General features: G+C 62.7%; 11 protein-coding genes. 2 read left to right on the plus strand and 9 right to left on the minus strand.

What is annotated here, in order from left to right; translation table 11 throughout:
- Window position 1: 1 nt before the first annotated feature.
- The 9 genes from V6K60_RS11645 to V6K60_RS11685 all read right to left on the minus strand — a co-directional run bounded on the left by V6K60_RS11645 (window position 2) and on the right by V6K60_RS11685 (window position 8,722).
- A complete protein-coding gene (locus tag V6K60_RS11645; RefSeq protein WP_332450691.1) occupies window positions 2–817 on the minus strand; it encodes an energy-coupling factor transporter transmembrane component T family protein in 816 nt (271 codons plus the stop codon).
- Window positions 814–2,265 (minus strand): ABC transporter ATP-binding protein, encoded by a 1,452-nt coding sequence (locus tag V6K60_RS11650; protein ID WP_332450692.1) that lies wholly within the window; start codon window positions 2,263–2,265, stop codon window positions 814–816. Before V6K60_RS11650 ends, V6K60_RS11645 begins: the two co-directional genes overlap by 4 nt.
- The gene (locus tag V6K60_RS11655; protein ID WP_332450693.1) at window positions 2,255–2,812 is read right to left on the minus strand and encodes an ECF transporter S component; all 558 of its coding nucleotides are present in this window, start codon (window positions 2,810–2,812) and stop codon (window positions 2,255–2,257) included. The genes V6K60_RS11650 and V6K60_RS11655 overlap by 11 nt, the downstream gene beginning before the upstream one ends.
- Window positions 2,809–3,603 carry a hypothetical protein gene (locus V6K60_RS11660; RefSeq protein ID WP_332450694.1) on the minus strand — a complete coding sequence of 265 codons (795 nt, stop codon included), beginning with the start codon at window positions 3,601–3,603 and terminating at the stop codon, window positions 2,809–2,811. Before V6K60_RS11660 ends, V6K60_RS11655 begins: the two co-directional genes overlap by 4 nt.
- 2 nt (window positions 3,604–3,605) lie before the next feature.
- On the minus strand, window positions 3,606–4,310 hold the full coding sequence (locus V6K60_RS11665) for an ABC transporter substrate-binding protein (RefSeq protein WP_332450695.1): 705 nt from the start codon (window positions 4,308–4,310) through the stop codon (window positions 3,606–3,608).
- A 109-nt stretch (window positions 4,311–4,419) separates the two neighbouring features.
- Window positions 4,420–5,907, minus strand: coding sequence for a hypothetical protein (locus V6K60_RS11670; RefSeq protein WP_332450696.1), 1,488 nt, complete (start codon window positions 5,905–5,907; stop codon window positions 4,420–4,422).
- Complete coding sequence (locus V6K60_RS11675) at window positions 5,904–6,833, minus strand: vWA domain-containing protein (protein ID WP_332450697.1); 930 nt, start codon at window positions 6,831–6,833, stop codon at window positions 5,904–5,906. Before V6K60_RS11675 ends, V6K60_RS11670 begins: the two co-directional genes overlap by 4 nt.
- Entirely contained in the window at window positions 6,834–7,721 is an 888-nt protein-coding gene (locus tag V6K60_RS11680) for a DUF58 domain-containing protein (RefSeq protein ID WP_332450698.1), read from the minus strand.
- 2 nt (window positions 7,722–7,723) lie between these two features.
- Window positions 7,724–8,722, minus strand: coding sequence for an AAA family ATPase (locus V6K60_RS11685; protein WP_332450699.1), 999 nt, complete (start codon window positions 8,720–8,722; stop codon window positions 7,724–7,726).
- Window positions 8,723–9,446: 724 nt separating this feature from the next.
- On the opposite strand from V6K60_RS11685, the gene V6K60_RS11690 reads away from it, so the two are divergent.
- Together V6K60_RS11690 and V6K60_RS11695 are read left to right on the plus strand one after the other, a co-directional pair.
- On the plus strand, window positions 9,447–10,268 hold the full coding sequence (locus V6K60_RS11690) for a nitroreductase (protein ID WP_332450700.1): 822 nt from the start codon (window positions 9,447–9,449) through the stop codon (window positions 10,266–10,268).
- Window positions 10,269–10,492: 224 nt separating this feature from the next.
- Window positions 10,493–17,593, plus strand: coding sequence for an Ig-like domain-containing protein (locus V6K60_RS11695; protein WP_332450701.1), 7,101 nt, complete (start codon window positions 10,493–10,495; stop codon window positions 17,591–17,593).
- Window positions 17,594–17,606 lie beyond the last annotated feature (13 nt).

The following is a 17,606-nucleotide window of genomic DNA, read 5'->3' on the forward strand; positions in this document are numbered from 1 at the left end:
CCTACACCGGCACCATCGCTATACCAAGTATCGAGATAACGAGCACGGTGATCAGTAAGAGATCGCACCTCCCGGGGCGGGGAGGACGGTAGCAGGTAGGCCTCGCGATCGATGCGAATCCCCTGCTCTGCATCGCTTCGGTCACATACCGGGCCCGGTTCAGAACCGATACCGTCATGGGGATGCCGAGCGCCATGAACTTTTTCCTGTTTTTGATGAGCGTCCCCCGGTCGAACTCAAGGGCCCTGGAACGCTGGGCATCCATGATGTTCCTGAGGTCCTCGGTGAGCGCCGTCATCGATTTCAGCGCATACCCTAGAGAGAAAGCGATGACCGGGGGCAACCGGCTTGCGCGGAGGCTGGCGACGAAACCGGTGTAGGAGGTGGTCATCACGAAGAGGAACGAGATACCGCCGATGACAAGAACCCTGAGTCCCATTGCCGCAGCAAAGAGCAGTCCCCCGGGGGTTACCTCCGGGGAGAACGGGCCGACCTGTGCTGAAAAGTAAACAGGACCCCAGGCCTCCCTCGGAAAGAGACCGTCGATGGCGAGGATGAAGACAAGGAGTGGCAGGAGAAGAAGAAGCGACCGGGAAAACGGCCTGCTGAGGCCGGCGGCAACCGCAAGGCCGGCGACAAAGGCAAAAAGGAGCGCGGTACGGGCCGGTGATGTTGTGGCAAACGCGGCGATGCTGATCACGATCAGGGTGAGGAGTTTGGTTCTCGGATCCAGCCGGTGAAGAAAAGAATCTGCAGGGATGTAGCCCACTGCCCGATGGGCGCGCCGGCGGCGGGACCGTCCGTCTCCGGCCGTCATGCCTGCTCCTCCGGCGCCCTACGATCATCCACAATTCGGCCGCGCTCGATCCTGACGATCCGGTCCGCGACCGCACAGGAGAACTCTCCATCATGGGTCGCGACGACAACCGCCTTTCCTCTGGTGCAGAGTGTTGCGATGACCCCGGCCAGCCTCTGTTTGGCCCCGGGGTCCAGGCCGAGAGTCGGCTCATCAAGTGCCAGAACAGGAGTATCCATCGTCAGGACCGATGCGATGCTCACCCGCTGCTTCTCTCCGACCGAGAGGGCAAGCGGCGAGGCCTCGAGCCCCAGGTGCCCAATGCCGAGGTGCTCGCGCACAGACTCGATCCTCTGCGTTATCACAGTCGGGGGGATATCGAGGTTTGCAGGAGCAAAGGCAAGTTCCTCGGCGATGGTTTCCCCGAAGAGCTGGTAGTCGGCATGCTGGCAGACCAGGCCAACGGAGCGGGCGAGCTCTGCGACGGTGCCGTCCCGGGTATCTCTTCCGTTCACGATTATCCGGCCGGACTCGGGTCGGAGGAGGCCGTTTAAATGCTTCAGCAATGTGCTCTTCCCGGATCCGTTCGGTCCGACCAGCACCGTCACCTCGCCCGGGTGGATGGTGAGGGAGACGCCGTCCAGCGCCGGGGCCCCGCTCCCCGGGTGGCGGAACGTGACATCCTGCAGGGTGACGATGCCCGCGGATGCGGCTCTTGCCGCCCGGCGGGAGGGAGGTCTCCTCAGGGGGGCATGCGGTACAGGGGACCCGCAATCGCCGGCAATTTTTCCAGCAACAAGAGATATCCGGCGGGAAGCCCACGAGGCGACCAGTTCCGCCCGGTGCTCGGAGAGGATGATCGTCATGCCGGACTCGCGGTTCAACGTACCGAGGAGGTCAAGGAGCCCGGCCGCGCTCGCGGCATCAAGCCCGGAGAACGGTTCGTCAAGAATGAGGATGGCCGGATGCACAACGACTATGGAGGCGATCGCCAGCCGCTGGCGCTCCCCCCAGGAGAGTTCGGTTGTCTGACGGTCCGCGAGGTGATCAAGCCGAAGCAGGTGCAGGACCTCGGTGAGCGCCCGGTCAATCCGCGAGGAGGGCCAGCCGAGTTGTTCGGGACCGAAGGCGATCTCGCTCACTACATCGGTCGAGAAGATCTGGTGGTCCGGGTCCTGGAAGACCATGCCGACTGTGGTGGCAAGGTCACTGATTGTGCGGTCGCGGGTGTTTCGTCCCAGGACAAAGACGTCGCCCTTGAAGATGCCGGGCCGGGCGTGCGGGATCAGGCCGTTGCAGCACCGGAGGAATGTTGTCTTCCCGGAGCCACTCGGGCCGGTCAGCAGCACACGCTCGCCCTTCCTGATGACGCAATCGATTCCGGTGAGCACCTCTCGTGGCCGTACCGACCGGGAAGCCGGGTGCCGGAACGAGACCGACCTGAACTCGATAGCCGCGTCAGCCGTCATCCGGCACATCGCCCTGGTGCACGACACCCGCCCTGTAGAGTCGCCCGATAATCAGAGCGGCAAGTATTCCCCCAAGGCCCCCGAAGACCAGATGCGTGACCGACGACACCCCGATGCCGATGAGGATGAAGGTGCCCTGGACGCCCAGAAGCAGGTGCACGGCGTAGTTCACCACCATCTTGACCAGGTTTCCGGCGGCGCCGGCGATGAACGCGACCGCCGGATGGTCAAGGCGGTAGCCGAACGCCATCGAGACAAGGTCGACGGTGACCCCCATTGCGGTATACTTGAAGACATCGAAGACGTGAAGCGCCTCCAGTCCGAAGAACGACGCAAGGAGGCCGGATACAATACCGACATACGTGCCTGCCCCCGGTTTCCGCACAAGGGCGGTGCCGATTATGAGCGGCAGGACCCAGAGGATCCCGGAGTTCCCGGGAATATGGAGCGGGATCTTAACTGCCATCCGTATGACGAAGGCAAGAGCTCCAAAGAGCGAGAGCAGGGCGATCTCGTACAGGCTAAAGTACGACGGGCGTTTAATCATCTGTCGTCCTCCACAAACGTCGATTCGAGCCGGAGTTCGAAGCCTTCCGGCTGCGGCCGATCCACGGCGACCATCAGGAACAGATCGCCGACCACGTTTCCGCCCGTATACGTGACATAGAACGACCCTTCGAGAGCGGTGGTCTCGGTCACCTGCCCTTTCCGGGCGGCCGGGTCGACGGTTATGTGGAGACCGTCCAGGCCCGAGCCGGTTCGCTCGAACCAGAACATACGGGTATCCGGGGGTACATCGTCATCCACAGGGCGCGGGGAACCTGCCGTCTCGAGAGTATACCGGTCGCCCGCCTCGAGAGGAGACGCCCACCGCGGTGATTCGCCGGGTACGGCGGTCCCCGAGACATAGTAGCCGGAGGTGCCATAGCCAGACTGCCGGTTCGTCCATGTCCTGCCGTCTCCGGCACGGAGGCCGTAGGCGCTGAATGATCCCGTTCCGGCGAGATCCGTGAACCGGTAGTCGATCCGGACCGATCCGGTCCTGGCAAGAGCCGGGTTCCCGCCGACAGGCACCACTCCCAGTTCCACGAAGGCGAGGTACCAGTCCCCGGAGGGGAGGTCCCCCGGCCCGATGGCGATCGGTGTGCCATACGGACGCCAGGACTGGGGGCCGTGCCGGAAATCTTCCCGATCAATGGTCGCAGTATGCAGGAGAGAGTCGGACGAACTGCTGTCACGGGCATAGGCCTCCCAGACAGCGGTATCGACCAGGAAGGATACGGCGACGACCGCCGCGAGCACGACGACCGCCAGTACGACTCTTCTCCCGAACTCCATACTCAGTTCCTTTTTATCGCAACCATTTTTCCATCCTGCTCGTCCACAAAGAGGACCACCCTGCCATTGATGGGGCAGGCTTTGGCAGCTTTGCCTTCTTTGAGTATGATGGTCCCTTCGGTGACCCTCCGGCCGTCAAGCGTCATGATCTCGTCGATCCCTGCTCCGAGGAGGACATCCGCCGGCGTCGGGCCGGTGTGGCTGCGGATGGCGCCCTTCTGGAGGAACCTGCCGTCGTTGTATGTCGCTGCGAGCCCGAGGCCAGCCATCGCGCCGATCACGCCGTCTTCAGTGCCGCCGAGACCTTTCAGCCATATGCCGAGGTTCTTTGCCAGCGTCCGGGCGCGTTCCTGAGTGATCACCATCTGCTGAGCATCGCGGCCGAATGCTATCAGGGCCGGTGCCACCTGGTCGAGGGTCGCTCCGGCAAGGCCGGGGTCGCTCCCCTCCACGAAGTCATCGAGCATCGTCTCCTCAGCTATGGTGAGAACCGTATTCAGCGGCGCACCGCCGTCTGCATCGATATGGATGACGGCGCAGCTGTTGTGCGACGTGTACGGGATCGATGGGTGGACAAAGAGCTGGTGCCGGGTGACACCCCATACCGGATAGTGTTGTGCAATCGCGTCGGCGACCGCACGGGCCAGGCGGCCTGTTCCCCGGGATTCCAGGCTGTCCGTGTCGTCAAGAGCAAGAAGCAGGGTCATGATATGCCTTCTACCTAAACAGACTGGGGAGATAGAGATGAAAAAGGTGCTGAAACCGGATGCGAATCAACTTTGTTTAATTAATGAGGTGCGATTTAACGAAATAAGGTTAATCATTTCCAGCAGCGACGCGGGATAAATCCTGCTGAATAAAGGCTTCGATTGTTCGGAAAACGGCCCAAAACTCTTCATCCCGGGGCAGGGATCCGGCATAGGAGACGCCTCCGCACCGCTCAAGGACGGAAGAGACCGCCCCGGTCTCATGGCCGCACTCTTTAAGCAGGCGCAGAACATCGCCGTCCGCAAGTTCCATGCCGGCCCCACATGCAGATGATACATAGGACCGCAGCGCCCTGCCGGCCGTACCATATGCCTCCTTTCGGTCGCCACGGTCAAACTCTCCGCGTGCCGCCTCAAGGAGACGGAGAGCGTCGCCACGGGGGTCACGGGAGACCGGGGGGAGCGGCGGCTCCGGCGCTCTCGGTGCCCCCCGTCGGACAAGGTAAGCGATCAGCAGGACGATGCAGAGTGCGCTTACACTGAAAAGCCAAAAGGGATCCGGCGGCTCTTCGAGAGACACCGCCTGCACCTCCCCCCCGACGAGGGTTGCGGTGATCCTTGCCGTCCGATTCTGGCTGTCGGCAAACCCCACGCTGACGAATGTGGCGCCCACGGTCGCGTTCACCGCCGTCGATATCGGGAAGAAACCGGCATCCGCGAGCTCGCCGGCAAACAGCCGGTAGGTCTCATGCGCTGGCAGGGCGTCAGGCACCACGAGCGACCGGTCGGCGGCGTACGCCGCATACGCCGCGGTGCCGTTCGCTACCATGCCGTTGGCACGTATCGTCTCTCCGGATCCTCCCAGGTAGTCGAAAACAAACGTTCCAGAGCCCTCATCCGTGGGATTGACGGTCGTCGTCGCCCTGACATAACCGTGTGATGTGAGAATGGCGTGGATCTCTCGAACAAGCGGATCCGCCTCAAGCCCGGTGAGCAGCGCAGAGCGCAGGGCCTGCATGCGATCATGTTCCCGTGCCGCCTGCGCCTGGAGCATGCCCATATCCTGCGGCATCTGCCCGGGCAGTTTATCAGGAGACGGTGAAGACGGTCCTTGCGACCCGGCGGGCCCGGGGAGGGTCGAGACCGACGAGATGGAGTTCACCTGCTGCTCAGTCTGCTCCTGCTGCTCCGTCTGAGATTGGACGACATGGACCCGGATCTCCGGGAGGGAAATGCGGGTACGCGGCCCGTCCCCGTACTCAAACGCGATCTCAAAAAAGAACGTACCGGGCTCCGTGGCCGTCCCGGCGCCGGCGGCTATCTCCCGGATATCCTGGAAGATAGTGATCGGCCGGGACTGAGTTCTGGCCGCCGGGTTGCCGTCTTCATTATCCTCCGGCACAAAGCGCACCCCCTGGGTGAGCACCCCGGTGACATCGGCCCCGATCGTGTTCTCGACGGCTATCGGGATCGTAGCCTCTTCCCCGACCTGCACGGTGTAGTCGGACTGTCCGGTCGAGAAGGTGATGCTCCCTGCCGCAACGGTTGCCACGCACCCAAAAGCAACCAGGAGGAACAGGAGGAGGAACCGCCTCACGGCAGGATCCTCCCCCTGCCGTAGCGGAGATACATCTCCAGAAGGAGAACAGCGAGCGCCCCGACGAAGAAGACATCACGGATGCTCGTATCCTTCGGCTCGCGCGGGATCTCGTCGGTCAGCCCGGCATAGACCGCTGCGAGCGTCCCTTCGTCGACCGCCGCGTAGTACTTCCCCCCGGTTGTGCGGGCGATCGCCCGGAGCGTCTCTTCGTCGAGCGCAGCATGCTCCGACGTGCCCGCCAGCGGGTTTGCCGAACCGATGCCCACGGTGTAGACCGGCACACTCCGCTCCCGGGCATACGCGGCGGCCTCCTCTGCGGAGAAGGTGCCGGCGTTACCGGCGCCGTCAGAGAGGAGGATCACGACCCGGTGCCGGTTGGGGATGGAGTCGGCCATGTCAACGCCGAGGGCGAGCCCGTCGCCGAGGGCCGTCGACCCGTCCCGCCCCCGGATGCTATATAGCCTCTCGATCACCCGGTCCCGGTCGGGAGAGAGGTAGGCGGCGCTCGTCGCCCCGGACTCGAAGATGACGATCCCCGCATAGTCGTCCGGGTTGAGCCGGGAGAGCAGGATCCCCGCAGCGGCCTTTGCGGCTTCGAGACGGGTGGGTTGGTAGTCGGTCGCCTGCATGCTCCCGGAGGTGTCCAGCACCAGCACCACGCTTACCCCTTCGTCCATCCCCTCGAGCGGGATCTGCGGGTCGGCAAGGCCGACCAGGATGAGGGCGAGGGCGAGGAGGGCAAGGGCAAAGAGGGTATGCGGGCGCCTCAGACGGTCTGGATCCCGGGCCTGCGCGGCAACCGCGACACGGGAGAAGGTGAGCGCGGCATAGGACCGTTCCCGGACGGCGCGCCGGTAGAGGAGGTAGAGGACAGGGATGCCCGCAAGGCCGACGAGCCAGAACGGCTCTGCAAACCCGGTCATCTAGCCACCCCGGTAGCGCGGGTGCGCGTAGAAGCGGCGCAGGGGCAGGTCGTAGGGTTCCTCCGTGGAGACGCGGATCCCGGGAACCCGGCACGAGCGCAGATCGCCCTCGATGCGCCGGTCCGCAACGGTCAGGGCGTCGGCGTAGGCGCTGCGGAAGACGGGGTCCGACGTATCCACGAGCACCTGCTCCCCGGTCTCCGGGTCTTCGAGGAAGACCTGCCCCACGTCCGGGAGAGAGTTCTCCGCGGGATCGGTGACCCTGACGGCAGTCGCCTCGTGGCGCCGCCGCAGGAGCGAGAGGTCGCGGGCGAACCCCGGGTCGTCGAAGTCGGAGAGGACGATGACTGAGGACCTGCGCCGGACCCTCGTGCAGAGATACCGGAACGCGGCGGCAAGATCGGTGCCTCTTCCCTCCGGCCGGTGGGAGACGAGGGCCTGCACGAGCCTGACGATCTGGCTCTTCCCCGGCCGGGCCGGGATGAACGCCTCGACGCGGTCGGTGACGATGCAGAGCCCCACCCGCCCGTTCTGCCGGTGGGCCGCAAAGATGAGGCTCGCGGCAACCTCGAGTATCCGGCGGTCCTTGCTCGTCGAGGACCCGAACGTCGCGGAGCCCGACCGGTCCAGGACGAGATAGTAGGTCCGGCTCCGCTCCTCCTCGAACTCCCTGACGACGAGCCGGTCCATCCGCGCCGAGGCCTTCCAGTCGATCGCCCGGGCGTCGTCGCCGGGGAGGTACTCCCGGAGGTTTGCAAGCGCCATCCCGCCCCCCTTAAATGGCGATCGTCTTGGGCCGAGGCAGGAGCCGTCGGCCAGCATGGCGGTTTTAAGGTCGATCCGCCGGATCTGCCTGATGAGATCCGCCCGCTCTTCGGCGTCGCTCACCGTCAGGGCACCTCCACGACCGCCAGGATCTTCCGGACGATCTCTTCTGAGGTGAGATCGTCCGCCTCCGCCTCGAAGGTGAGGAGGACCCGGTGCCTGAGGACAGCGGGGGCGAGGGCCCGGATATCGTCGGGGACGACGTAGCCCCGGCCGGCGAGCACCGCGTGCGCCTTGCCGCAGAGGAGCAGGGCGAGCGATGCCCGCGGGGAGGCCCCGGAGGCGATCATGGGGCCGAGGTCGAGGCCGTACTCCGCCGGGTGCCGGGTGGCGTCGACCAGCTGTGCGGCATAGCGTTTCACGCCCGGGTCGGCGTATACCGATCGCACGAACGACTGAAGTTCGGCTACGCCCGGGGCATCGAGAACCGGCGCCGGGGTGTCGGGCTGATCGCCCGCCGTGAACCGGTCGAGGATGGCGACTTCCTCGTCGAGGGTCGGGTATTCCATCCGGATCTTGAGCATGAACCGGTCGAGCTGTGCCTCGGGGAGCGGGTAGGTGCCCTCCGATTCGAGCGGGTTCTGAGTGGCGAGGACGAAGAACGGGCGCGGCAACGGGTAAGTCTCGCCCTGGATGGTGACCTGCCCCTCCTGCATCGCCTCGAGGAGGGCGGACTGCACCTTCGGGGGGGCGCGGTTGACCTCGTCGGCAAGGATGATCTGGTGGAAGATCGGCCCCTGGATCGTCCGGAACGCGGCTGTATGTCGGTCGTAGATCCGGGTCCCGGTGATATCGGCGGGGAGGAGGTCGGGGGTGAACTGAATCCGGGCGAAGGTGCAGTCGAGGCAGTGGGCGAGGGTGCTGACCGTGAGCGTCTTTGCTATCCCCGGCACCCCTTCAAGGAGGGCGTGGCCGCCGGCAAGCACCGCCGCGAGCACCTGCTCGATAACCGCCTGCTGTCCGATGATCACTGTCTCCATGCCGGAGCGAACCGCAGCGAGGGCGGCTGCGTGCTCCCGTGCCCGGCGGTTGAGCGCTGAAATCTCCGTATCCGTGCCTGCCATGCTGTTTCCTGGAAAAACGTGGGCGGGGATGCTATTTGACGCTTGTCAGTTCGAGGTGAGTTAATGTGATGCAATTAATACAATCGTTTCAGGGCGCGATACGAGACATACTGAAATTACATCGGCTACACGCGGTTGATTGCCGCTCCAAATATACCCGAACCAATTTCATGACAGGAGTAGCGGCCCGGATTGCCGGGAGCACCCCCACGCCGCAGGCCGCCCCGCTCCCGGTCTGGGCGGCAATCCTGGTTTCCGGGTTCCTCTTCTTCATGAGGAGAACCTGAACACCTCTTTTCCTCCGGCAGGCGCCTGGAACAATGCAGGAGACACGGGAGGGGGCAGCCAACCCCCACATCAGGCGTTGGGGGACATCGCCCGTCACTTCACGTACACCCTATCTCTCCCGAAGGGAACGTCCGGCAGAAGTCATACTCACGCTTTAGCCCTATATCACAAGCAAAACAGAGTAAGAGAAAGCACATCCCCTGCAGGTGCGACGAGTTTTGAGGAGACTACGAAAGAAGTAAAGGGGACTGCGGGCTATTCAGTCCGATGACATGAACGAAATAAGTTAATGAGCCACTATTAACTTAATTGTAAATAATAATATTTATCATTAGGATACATTCAAGGGCCAGTAGTTGATTAGCCGCTAGAGGTAATCAACGGATCTTAAAAAGCCACAAACCCCGAGTTTGCGGCAGGATTTATAGGTGAAAGTATGAAAACAGTAGAAACAACACGTTCCGCGAGGAGAACCCCACGCCTGATCGCTGCAGGTCTCGTCGTGATGATGGTGCTCTGCGTGATACCCGCATCGGCGTTGACCGTATTGCCACCCAAGGAGTGTTTTGTCGAGGTTGCAAACGAATACGGACCACTCTACGACCTCGACGGCGCAGCCTATGGGGCCGGGAATAACGGGACCTACTATATGAAGTTCGGCGGCAGCGGCCTGAACGCCCTCCACATCACGACGAACACAGGTTCCCCCAACGGACAGGTGACCAACTCGACCTCCGCCACCGGGACGTTCTACGTATCCGACACGGGCGGTCGGGGGTACGATGACGACATCATCCTGATGTTCGCGACCAACGCCTCCCTGAACAATGACTTCTCAATTGAAATCACCGCAAGCGGCCATCAGTGGGAAGCCACCGGCCTAGAGCCGACCTCATACGATTACCAGGCAGGAGCACTGCAAGAGACCTTCTGGCGGGGCGACTTCGCCTACGGCCCGCAGATCTATAAGCCGAGCAGCGTCTCGAATTACCCGATCTTCTACGGTCAGGATATGGCCGACACGGACAACACTTTCCAGCTCATGTTCGTCGACCTGAACGTGGGCGTGCTCGGGCTCAACAGCACCCTTCCGAGCGGCGGCATGGCGCAGGTCGATTACCAGATCGGCAACTTCACCGGGTTCGGAGCCTTCAATGCCTATGCATGGTGCCTGGACTCGAACCAAGGTCAGGGGATCTCCTGGACCAACGCGGTCTCCGGTGCGGGCAGCAGCGGCTACACGGTGAACATCGCGTGATCCACCGGACCTAACCTTTTTTCGAGCACCACCTTGCGATATATTTAATAATGGCTAAAAAATGTTAACCTAATTCGCTTAAATTGCCCCGATTTAGTAACGGTATTATACTACACGGTTGAGATTTTACTCATTCTCAGAGAGCAGTTATGCCGATTTGGGCACTCATTGTGCCAGTTCCGCAGGAACTCCTTCGAGAATCCTTGCTTTAAAAGGGAAATATTATGACAGGGGATAAACGTATTCAAAACAGCCCATGGCAGGGGCGGATAGCCGTCCTGCTGCTGATCCTCGCGATCATCGCCGTACCGGCGGTGGCGCTGGGAGGCACCGACCTGCCATCGAACACAACCGAACCGACCGTCGGCGCTCCCGACGAGATACCTCCGGACTTCGGTGCGGGGGATAACGGCACACCCGAACCGACGCCGACCGAAACAGTCGAGGAAGAGGTGACACCCGAAGCAACCGAACTGTCGCCGGAGTATGTCTACATCGATGCGGACACCTCCAATCTCGGCGCCAGCACGGTGATACCGTCGAACAATGACGTGCTGCTACGGATCTCAAACGATGGGAACGCCCGGTTCAACGACTACGGCAACAACACCTATCACTTCTTCAGTCCGGGCCAGAGCGGCACCCAGGGCATGAACGCCCTCCACATCACGACCGACCCGATCACCGCAGTCGGCGGCCAGATCACGTTTAGTGAAAGCCAGTCAAGCGTCTTCTACCTCACCGACACCGGCGGCCGCGGCTGGGACGATAACGGCATCCTGATGCTCGCCGTCAACGGCACGATACCTGATAGTTTCCGGGTCAACATTAAGGCGAGCGGCTACCAGTGGACGCCGGTGCTCACGGGCACCTATCCGACGTTCGACGATATCACCTACGTTCCCGACGCGCTGAACGAGACGTTCACCAAAGACGACTTCCTCTACGGACCGCAAATCTGGAGGCCCTGCGCGGCGGCGAACTACCCGATCTTCGACGGGCAGGATATAGCGGATACCGGGAATACTTTCTCGATCCTGTTCATCGACCTGAATGCGGGCATCCTCGGCGGAGGCACATTCAGCCAGCCGAGTTTCTCGGGGCAGTCCATCACCGACAACGGGGCGATCAGGGTCGAGTACTCCTTCGAGAACCTGCCGACGCTCGCGGCCTTCGATGCGTATGCCTACACGGTCTCCTCGAACCAGGGCCAGGGCATCCGCTGGACCAACCGCCTGAGCGCCAGCGGGTCGTCCGGATACGCTGTCATAGGCCAGCCGCTCCCGGAGCCCCCCACCGCGGACTTCATGGCTAACGCCACCAGCGGGGAAGCCCCACTCGACGTCCTCTTCACCGACGTCTCCACGGGCACGGTCGCCTCCTGGGCCTGGGACTTTGAGGACGATGGCATCGTCGATTCTACCGAACAGAACCCGACCCACACCTACACCGCGGCCGGCACCTACTCGGTGAACCTGACGGTTGCCAATGCAGGCGGATCGGACAGCGAGGTCAAGACCGGCTACATCACCGTTACCGAACCGGCCGGGCCGTCCGTTCTGCCCGGGTACAACAACATCTTCGTGAAGGTTGCAAACGACCTCGGCGCGAAGTACAACGCATTCGACAACAACACCTACAACATCAGGTTCGAGGGGATCGGTCGCGGTCTCAATGCCCTCCACATCTCCACCGACCCGGCCGTGAACTTCGGCCAGGTGACGGTTTCGGAGGACCAGGCCGGAACCTTCTATGCCACCGACTCGGGCGGCAAGGGCTACGAGGATGAGGTCATCCTGATGGTCGCCGTCAACGGGACGATCCCTGATGATTTCAAACTCCACATCAAGGCGGACGGGTATACCTGGACGCCGAACCCGGAGAGAAACCGGGCACCCTCCCTCGACAACGTGACCTATCAGGCTAGTGTACTCGATGAAGTATTCACGAAGGAGGACTTCATCTACGGCCCCCAGATCTGGAAGCCGACCGGCAACGAGGCCGATTACCCCATCCACGCAGGCCAGGACATGACCGACACGGAGAACACCTTCCAGATCATGTTCATCGACCTCAATGCAGGCGTCCTCCGGCCGAACGAAGCCCTTGAGAACCGGGGTGCGGTCAGGATCAACTATGCCTTCGAGAACCTGGAGTCGTTTGCCGCCTTCAGCGTCTACGGCTACTGCAAGAACTCGAACAACGGCGACGACATGGTCGCCTGGACGAACGCCCTCACCTCCGACAAGGTGATGAGCGGCTACTCGGTCATCGGCACGGATTCCGACGCCCCGACCGTCTCGGCATGGCCGATGTACGGGCACGACCTGCGGCACACCGGGCTGAGCCCGTACACGGGCCCCGAGTTCCCGGTGCAACTCTGGTCATACAAGGCCAAGAGTTTCTTCTACGTCCAGCCGGTCCTCGATGCCGACGGCACGGTCTACGCTGGTTCGAGAGATAAGATATTCTATGCCATATACCAGAACGGCACCCTGAAATGGTCCTATACCACGCCCAACCAGATCTACACGGCGGCAGCGATCGACAGCGAGGGTAATGTCTACTTTGGCAACCGGGACATGAAGATCTACGCCATGAACCCTGACGGCACGGTGAAGTGGACGTTCACGACCGGCGGTGCGGTCAGCTCGGCCCCGGCGATCGGGACCGACGGTACGATCTATGCCGGCTCCGCCGACATGAAACTCTATGCCGTCAACCCCGACGGCACGGAGAAATGGGCGTACACCACCGGCGGTGCGGTCAACACGGCCCCGGCAATCGGTACCGACGGCACGATCTACGTCGGTTCCGCCGACAGCAGCCTCTATGCCATGAACCCGGATGGCACCCTGAAGTGGTCCTACGCCACCGGCGGTGCGGTCAACACGGCCCCGGCGATCGGTGCCGACGGCACGATCTACATCGGTTCCGCCGACGGCAGCCTCTATGCAATCAACCCTGATGGCACCCCGAAGTGGTCCTACGCCACCGGCGGCGCCGTTGCGACCCCGGCAATCGGGCCCGATGGCACGATCTATGCGGGTTCAGCCAGTAAAACGATCAACGCCGTCAACCCCGACGGCACCCTGAAGTGGTTCTATACCACCACCGGCACCCTCACGACGGCCCCGGCAATCGATGCCGCTGGCACCGTCTATATCGCCTCGAGCGACCGGAACGACCGGTATCTCTACGCGATCCGATCCGACGGCACCCTGAAGTGGAAGTTCCTCGACCCGGTCAGCCCGCGCTTTTTCGACACGCCCTCCATCGGTGCGGACGGCACCATTTACATCGGGTCGAGCGACAGCAACGTGTACGCCATCGGCTCGACCGACACCCCGACGATCGCATCCGTTGCTATCGATCCAGCAGATATCGAACTCTCCCGCGGCCTCGTGCAGCAGTTCCTCGCCCTGGCCACGGACACCTCGGGAACCGTGCTCGCGAACCTCGCCGTCGACTGGTCGAGTTCGAACGAGACCGTCGGCACGGTGAACGCCACCGGCTTCTTCACCGCCCTCGCACCGGGCACGACGAACCTCTCCGCCACCTACGGCGAGGTGACCGGGACGGCGAATATCACCATCATTCCACCGGTGCCGGTCCTGAAGGTAATAACGGTTTCACCGGCCGAAAAAAGCGTACTCGTCGGTGACAACTGGACGTTCGCCGCCACCCCCCTCGACCAGTACGACGAACCGATGGACGGAGTCCTCTGCACCTGGACCAGTTCGAACACAACGGTCGGCACGGTCGACGAGACGGGCACCTTCACCGCCCTTATTGCGGGCACGACGACCCTCACCGCCGCCAACGGGACAGTGAGCGGGAACGCGACCGTCACGGTGCTGGACCCGGCGATGCTGACGGCGATCACGATCTCGCCTTCGCCCGCCTCCCTGACGGTGGGCGAGGGGCTCCAGTTCAACGCAACGGCCGTCAACCAGTACAACACCACCATCGATGGCCTCGCCTTCACCTGGACCTGCTCCGATACCTCGGTCGGCACGGTGAACGAGACCGGCTACTTCGCCTCGCTCACCTACGGCCGTGCGGACGTCACCGCGGCCATCGGCGCCGTCAATGCCACGGTACCCGTGACCGTGCTCCCACAGTCGCCCCTGACCTGGACCGTCGACGATTCGGGCGGAGCGGACTTCACCTCGATCCAGGCGGCCGTGGACGCCGCGTTCGACGGCGACACGATCGTCGTCGGGGACGGGATGTATAACGAATCCGTCACCGTCACGAAGCCCCTGACCCTCAGGTCGGAGAACGGACCGGAGAAGACGAAGATTGCCCCAACATCGACATACGGCGTCACGGTTTTGGCCGATAACTCGACGGTCTCCGGATTCGGCATCAGTGGCACAAGCGGCATAAGCTGTCGCGATTACTCAGGGTGTACCTTAACCGACAACATCATCGCCGTTTCTAAAACAGGTATCTATGTCCAAGGTGCGAACAACATACTCGTTGACGGCAACGTTATCAACGGCAGTACAACGCTCTCTATTGCTTTGCTGTGTGCATCGATATGCGACAGCGTCATCAGCAACAATACCTGCTGGGACAGCGCGCAGGGGCTCGTTATAGAAACAGTTTTCCAGAGTTCGGCACCCAGTAACATTACCGTTACCGGAAACGTCATCACGAGTAACAATTATGGGTTATTCCTGAACGGCGTCGAGAACAGCCGTTTTGACCACAACATCGTCACGGACAATACCTATGGAATCTATATGCAGTCCGGTCCGTCCAACACGCTGTTCGCAAATACCGTCGTAAATAATTCAAACACTTTGGATTACCCCTCCGGGCAGGCGAACACCTGGAGTTCTCCCGATCCAGTGACCTACACCTACAACGGTGTTACGTATACCGGACTGATCGGCAACTACTGGGGAGCCTCGTACCCCATCGACGATATGGACGACAACGGCATCGGCGATGCGGGTATCGCCTTGTACACCAATAATGTGGACAACTACCCCCTCGTCCTGCCGGCCGGGGCCTACTTCGGCGAGCCCTACGACGACATTCCGATCCCGACGGCGGTGGAGGTCAGTCCGTCTTCGGCCGTCATGATCGGTGAGACCCAGCAGCAGTTCACCGGCACGGTCTACGACCAGAACGGCCACGTCATGACAGGTGCCGGGTTTGCATGGAGTAGCAGCGACGAGAAGGTCGGCCCCATCACGAGCGGCGGCCTGTTCACCGCAGTGTACGCAGGAAACACGACAATCACAGGACAGTGCTACACCCTTCGGGACACGGCCGACGTATTCGTGAACAAGACCGTTCTCGAGACTGTCTGGATCGACTCCTGCGAGTCGGCCGATGGCTGGACCTTCTCAAACGCAGGGCTCCGGGACGATGTCGTCTACGAGGGGTCATACAGTATCGGCACCCCGAAGATAGCCACCAATGCATCTGCCGAAAAGGTCCTCACTTTCCCTGAAGGTGCCGCACAGATGCGGTTCCAGTTGTATGGAGTCCGGCAAGGAGCAAGCTGGATCAAAGCGTTCATCGACGGTGAAGAGGTAGCAGTGGTTACAAATCTGGACCGGTGGATGACCTACGCCGTCGACATTTCCAGCTACGAGGCCGGGAACCATACGTTTGCGGTAAAGACGTTCTACTACAACCCGGCCGGATATTCCAACACAGGCCTCGGGTTCTACCTCGACAAGATCGAGATGAGAGTTAACGTCTCCGCGGTCACGCCCGGCATCGCCTCGATCGCGGTCGAGCCCGCCTCGGTAAACCTGACCAACGGCGAAACACAGCGGTTCTCCGCGGTCGCCTACGGCGCCGAAGGTATTGAGGTTCCGGATGTCTCGTTCGCCTGGAGCTCATCGAACGCGTCGGTGGGTAGCCTGAGCGAGACCGGCCTCTTCACCGCCCGTGCCCCCGGCACGACGACCGTGACCGCCGCATACGGCAATCTGGCGGGCACCGCCACGGTCACCGTGACCCGGCCGCAGGGCGACCAGACCCAGAAGGCCCCGCTGGACATTCCCGGCTGCAACGTGACCACAGGTAACGACGGCAAGCCGCAGGTCAGCATCAACACCACCGCGGCCAACGCAACCGTCTCCGGGAACACTATCCGGATTGAAGAGGGCAACTTCACCCTCACCATCGAGACCGAGGGCGCTCCCACCGTCGGGAACGGCACCGTGAACGGCACGGTCGCCGGGATCACGCTCGACACGAACCCGGTCGTCACCGAGCTCGGTTCAGTCGGCACGGTCAGCGCCTCCGTCTCGGCGAACCTGACCGGCATCCCGCAGGGAGCCGGCCTCACGACGACCGTCTCGCAGAACGTCTCCGCCGATGCACAGAGCGCCTTCCAGCTCGCCGCCAGCGCCGACGGGCTCGCCCTCGGCGACGTCGCCTACACGCTGAACATCGTAAAGACGAACCTTGAGAACGGCCAGGATGTCGCCGGCGCCACCATCCGGATGGCGGTCAGCCCTGCCTGGGTCGCCGCCCACGGCGGCGTTGACGCGATCCGGATCATCCGGTCCGCCGAGGACGGCACCAAGGAAGTGCTCGCAACCAGGCTCATCGGTACCGACGCCGACGGGAACATGATCTTTGAGGCCGTATCACCCAACGGCCTCTCGATCTTCGGGCTGGCCGCAGCCACGGCCGCCTCCTCGTCCCCGACCGTCCCCTCCTCGTCCGGCGGCAGCAGCGGCACCTCGACCGCGGTCGGCGCGGCGAGCAACCTCAAGTCCGGCGAGAGCGTCACCCTCGCGATGGACGCGACGGCGGTCTCGGCGGTCACCCTCACCACGAAGACCGACGTCAGGGATGTCATGGTGACCGTCGCAAAGGGCTCGCTCCCGCAGGGCGCCGAACCCCCGGCCGGCGCGGTCTACCAGTACGTCCAGGCGACCCTCTACAAGGCAGCTGAGGCGGACATGAGTGCCGTCCAGTTCCGGTTCGCCGTCCCGGCCGCCTGGCTCGCAGAGCAGGGCTGCACCGGAGAACAGGTCGCCCTGTTCCGCTACGCCGACGGTGCGTGGCAGGCGGTCCCGGTCGAGGCGCTCGGTGAGGGGGACGGCAACGTCGTACTCTCTGCCAGCCCCGATGGGTTCGGCCTCTTTGCCATCGCAGCGACCGGGGAGGTCCCCGGAGCGGCCGGCGAGGCAACTCCCGAGCCCACCTCATCAGTGACCCCAACCGGAACGAAAGAGGGGGTCGCATCCGCTGAGGGAGTCCCGGCGACGCCGCAGGCCACCCCACTCCCGGTCTGGGCAACGATCCTGGCGTTCGGATTCCTCCTCTTTGTGCGGAGGACCTGAACGCCCTTTTTTT

The organism is Methanoculleus sp. (assembly GCF_036677455.1).
Taxonomy (GTDB): Archaea; Halobacteriota; Methanomicrobia; order Methanomicrobiales; family Methanoculleaceae; genus Methanoculleus.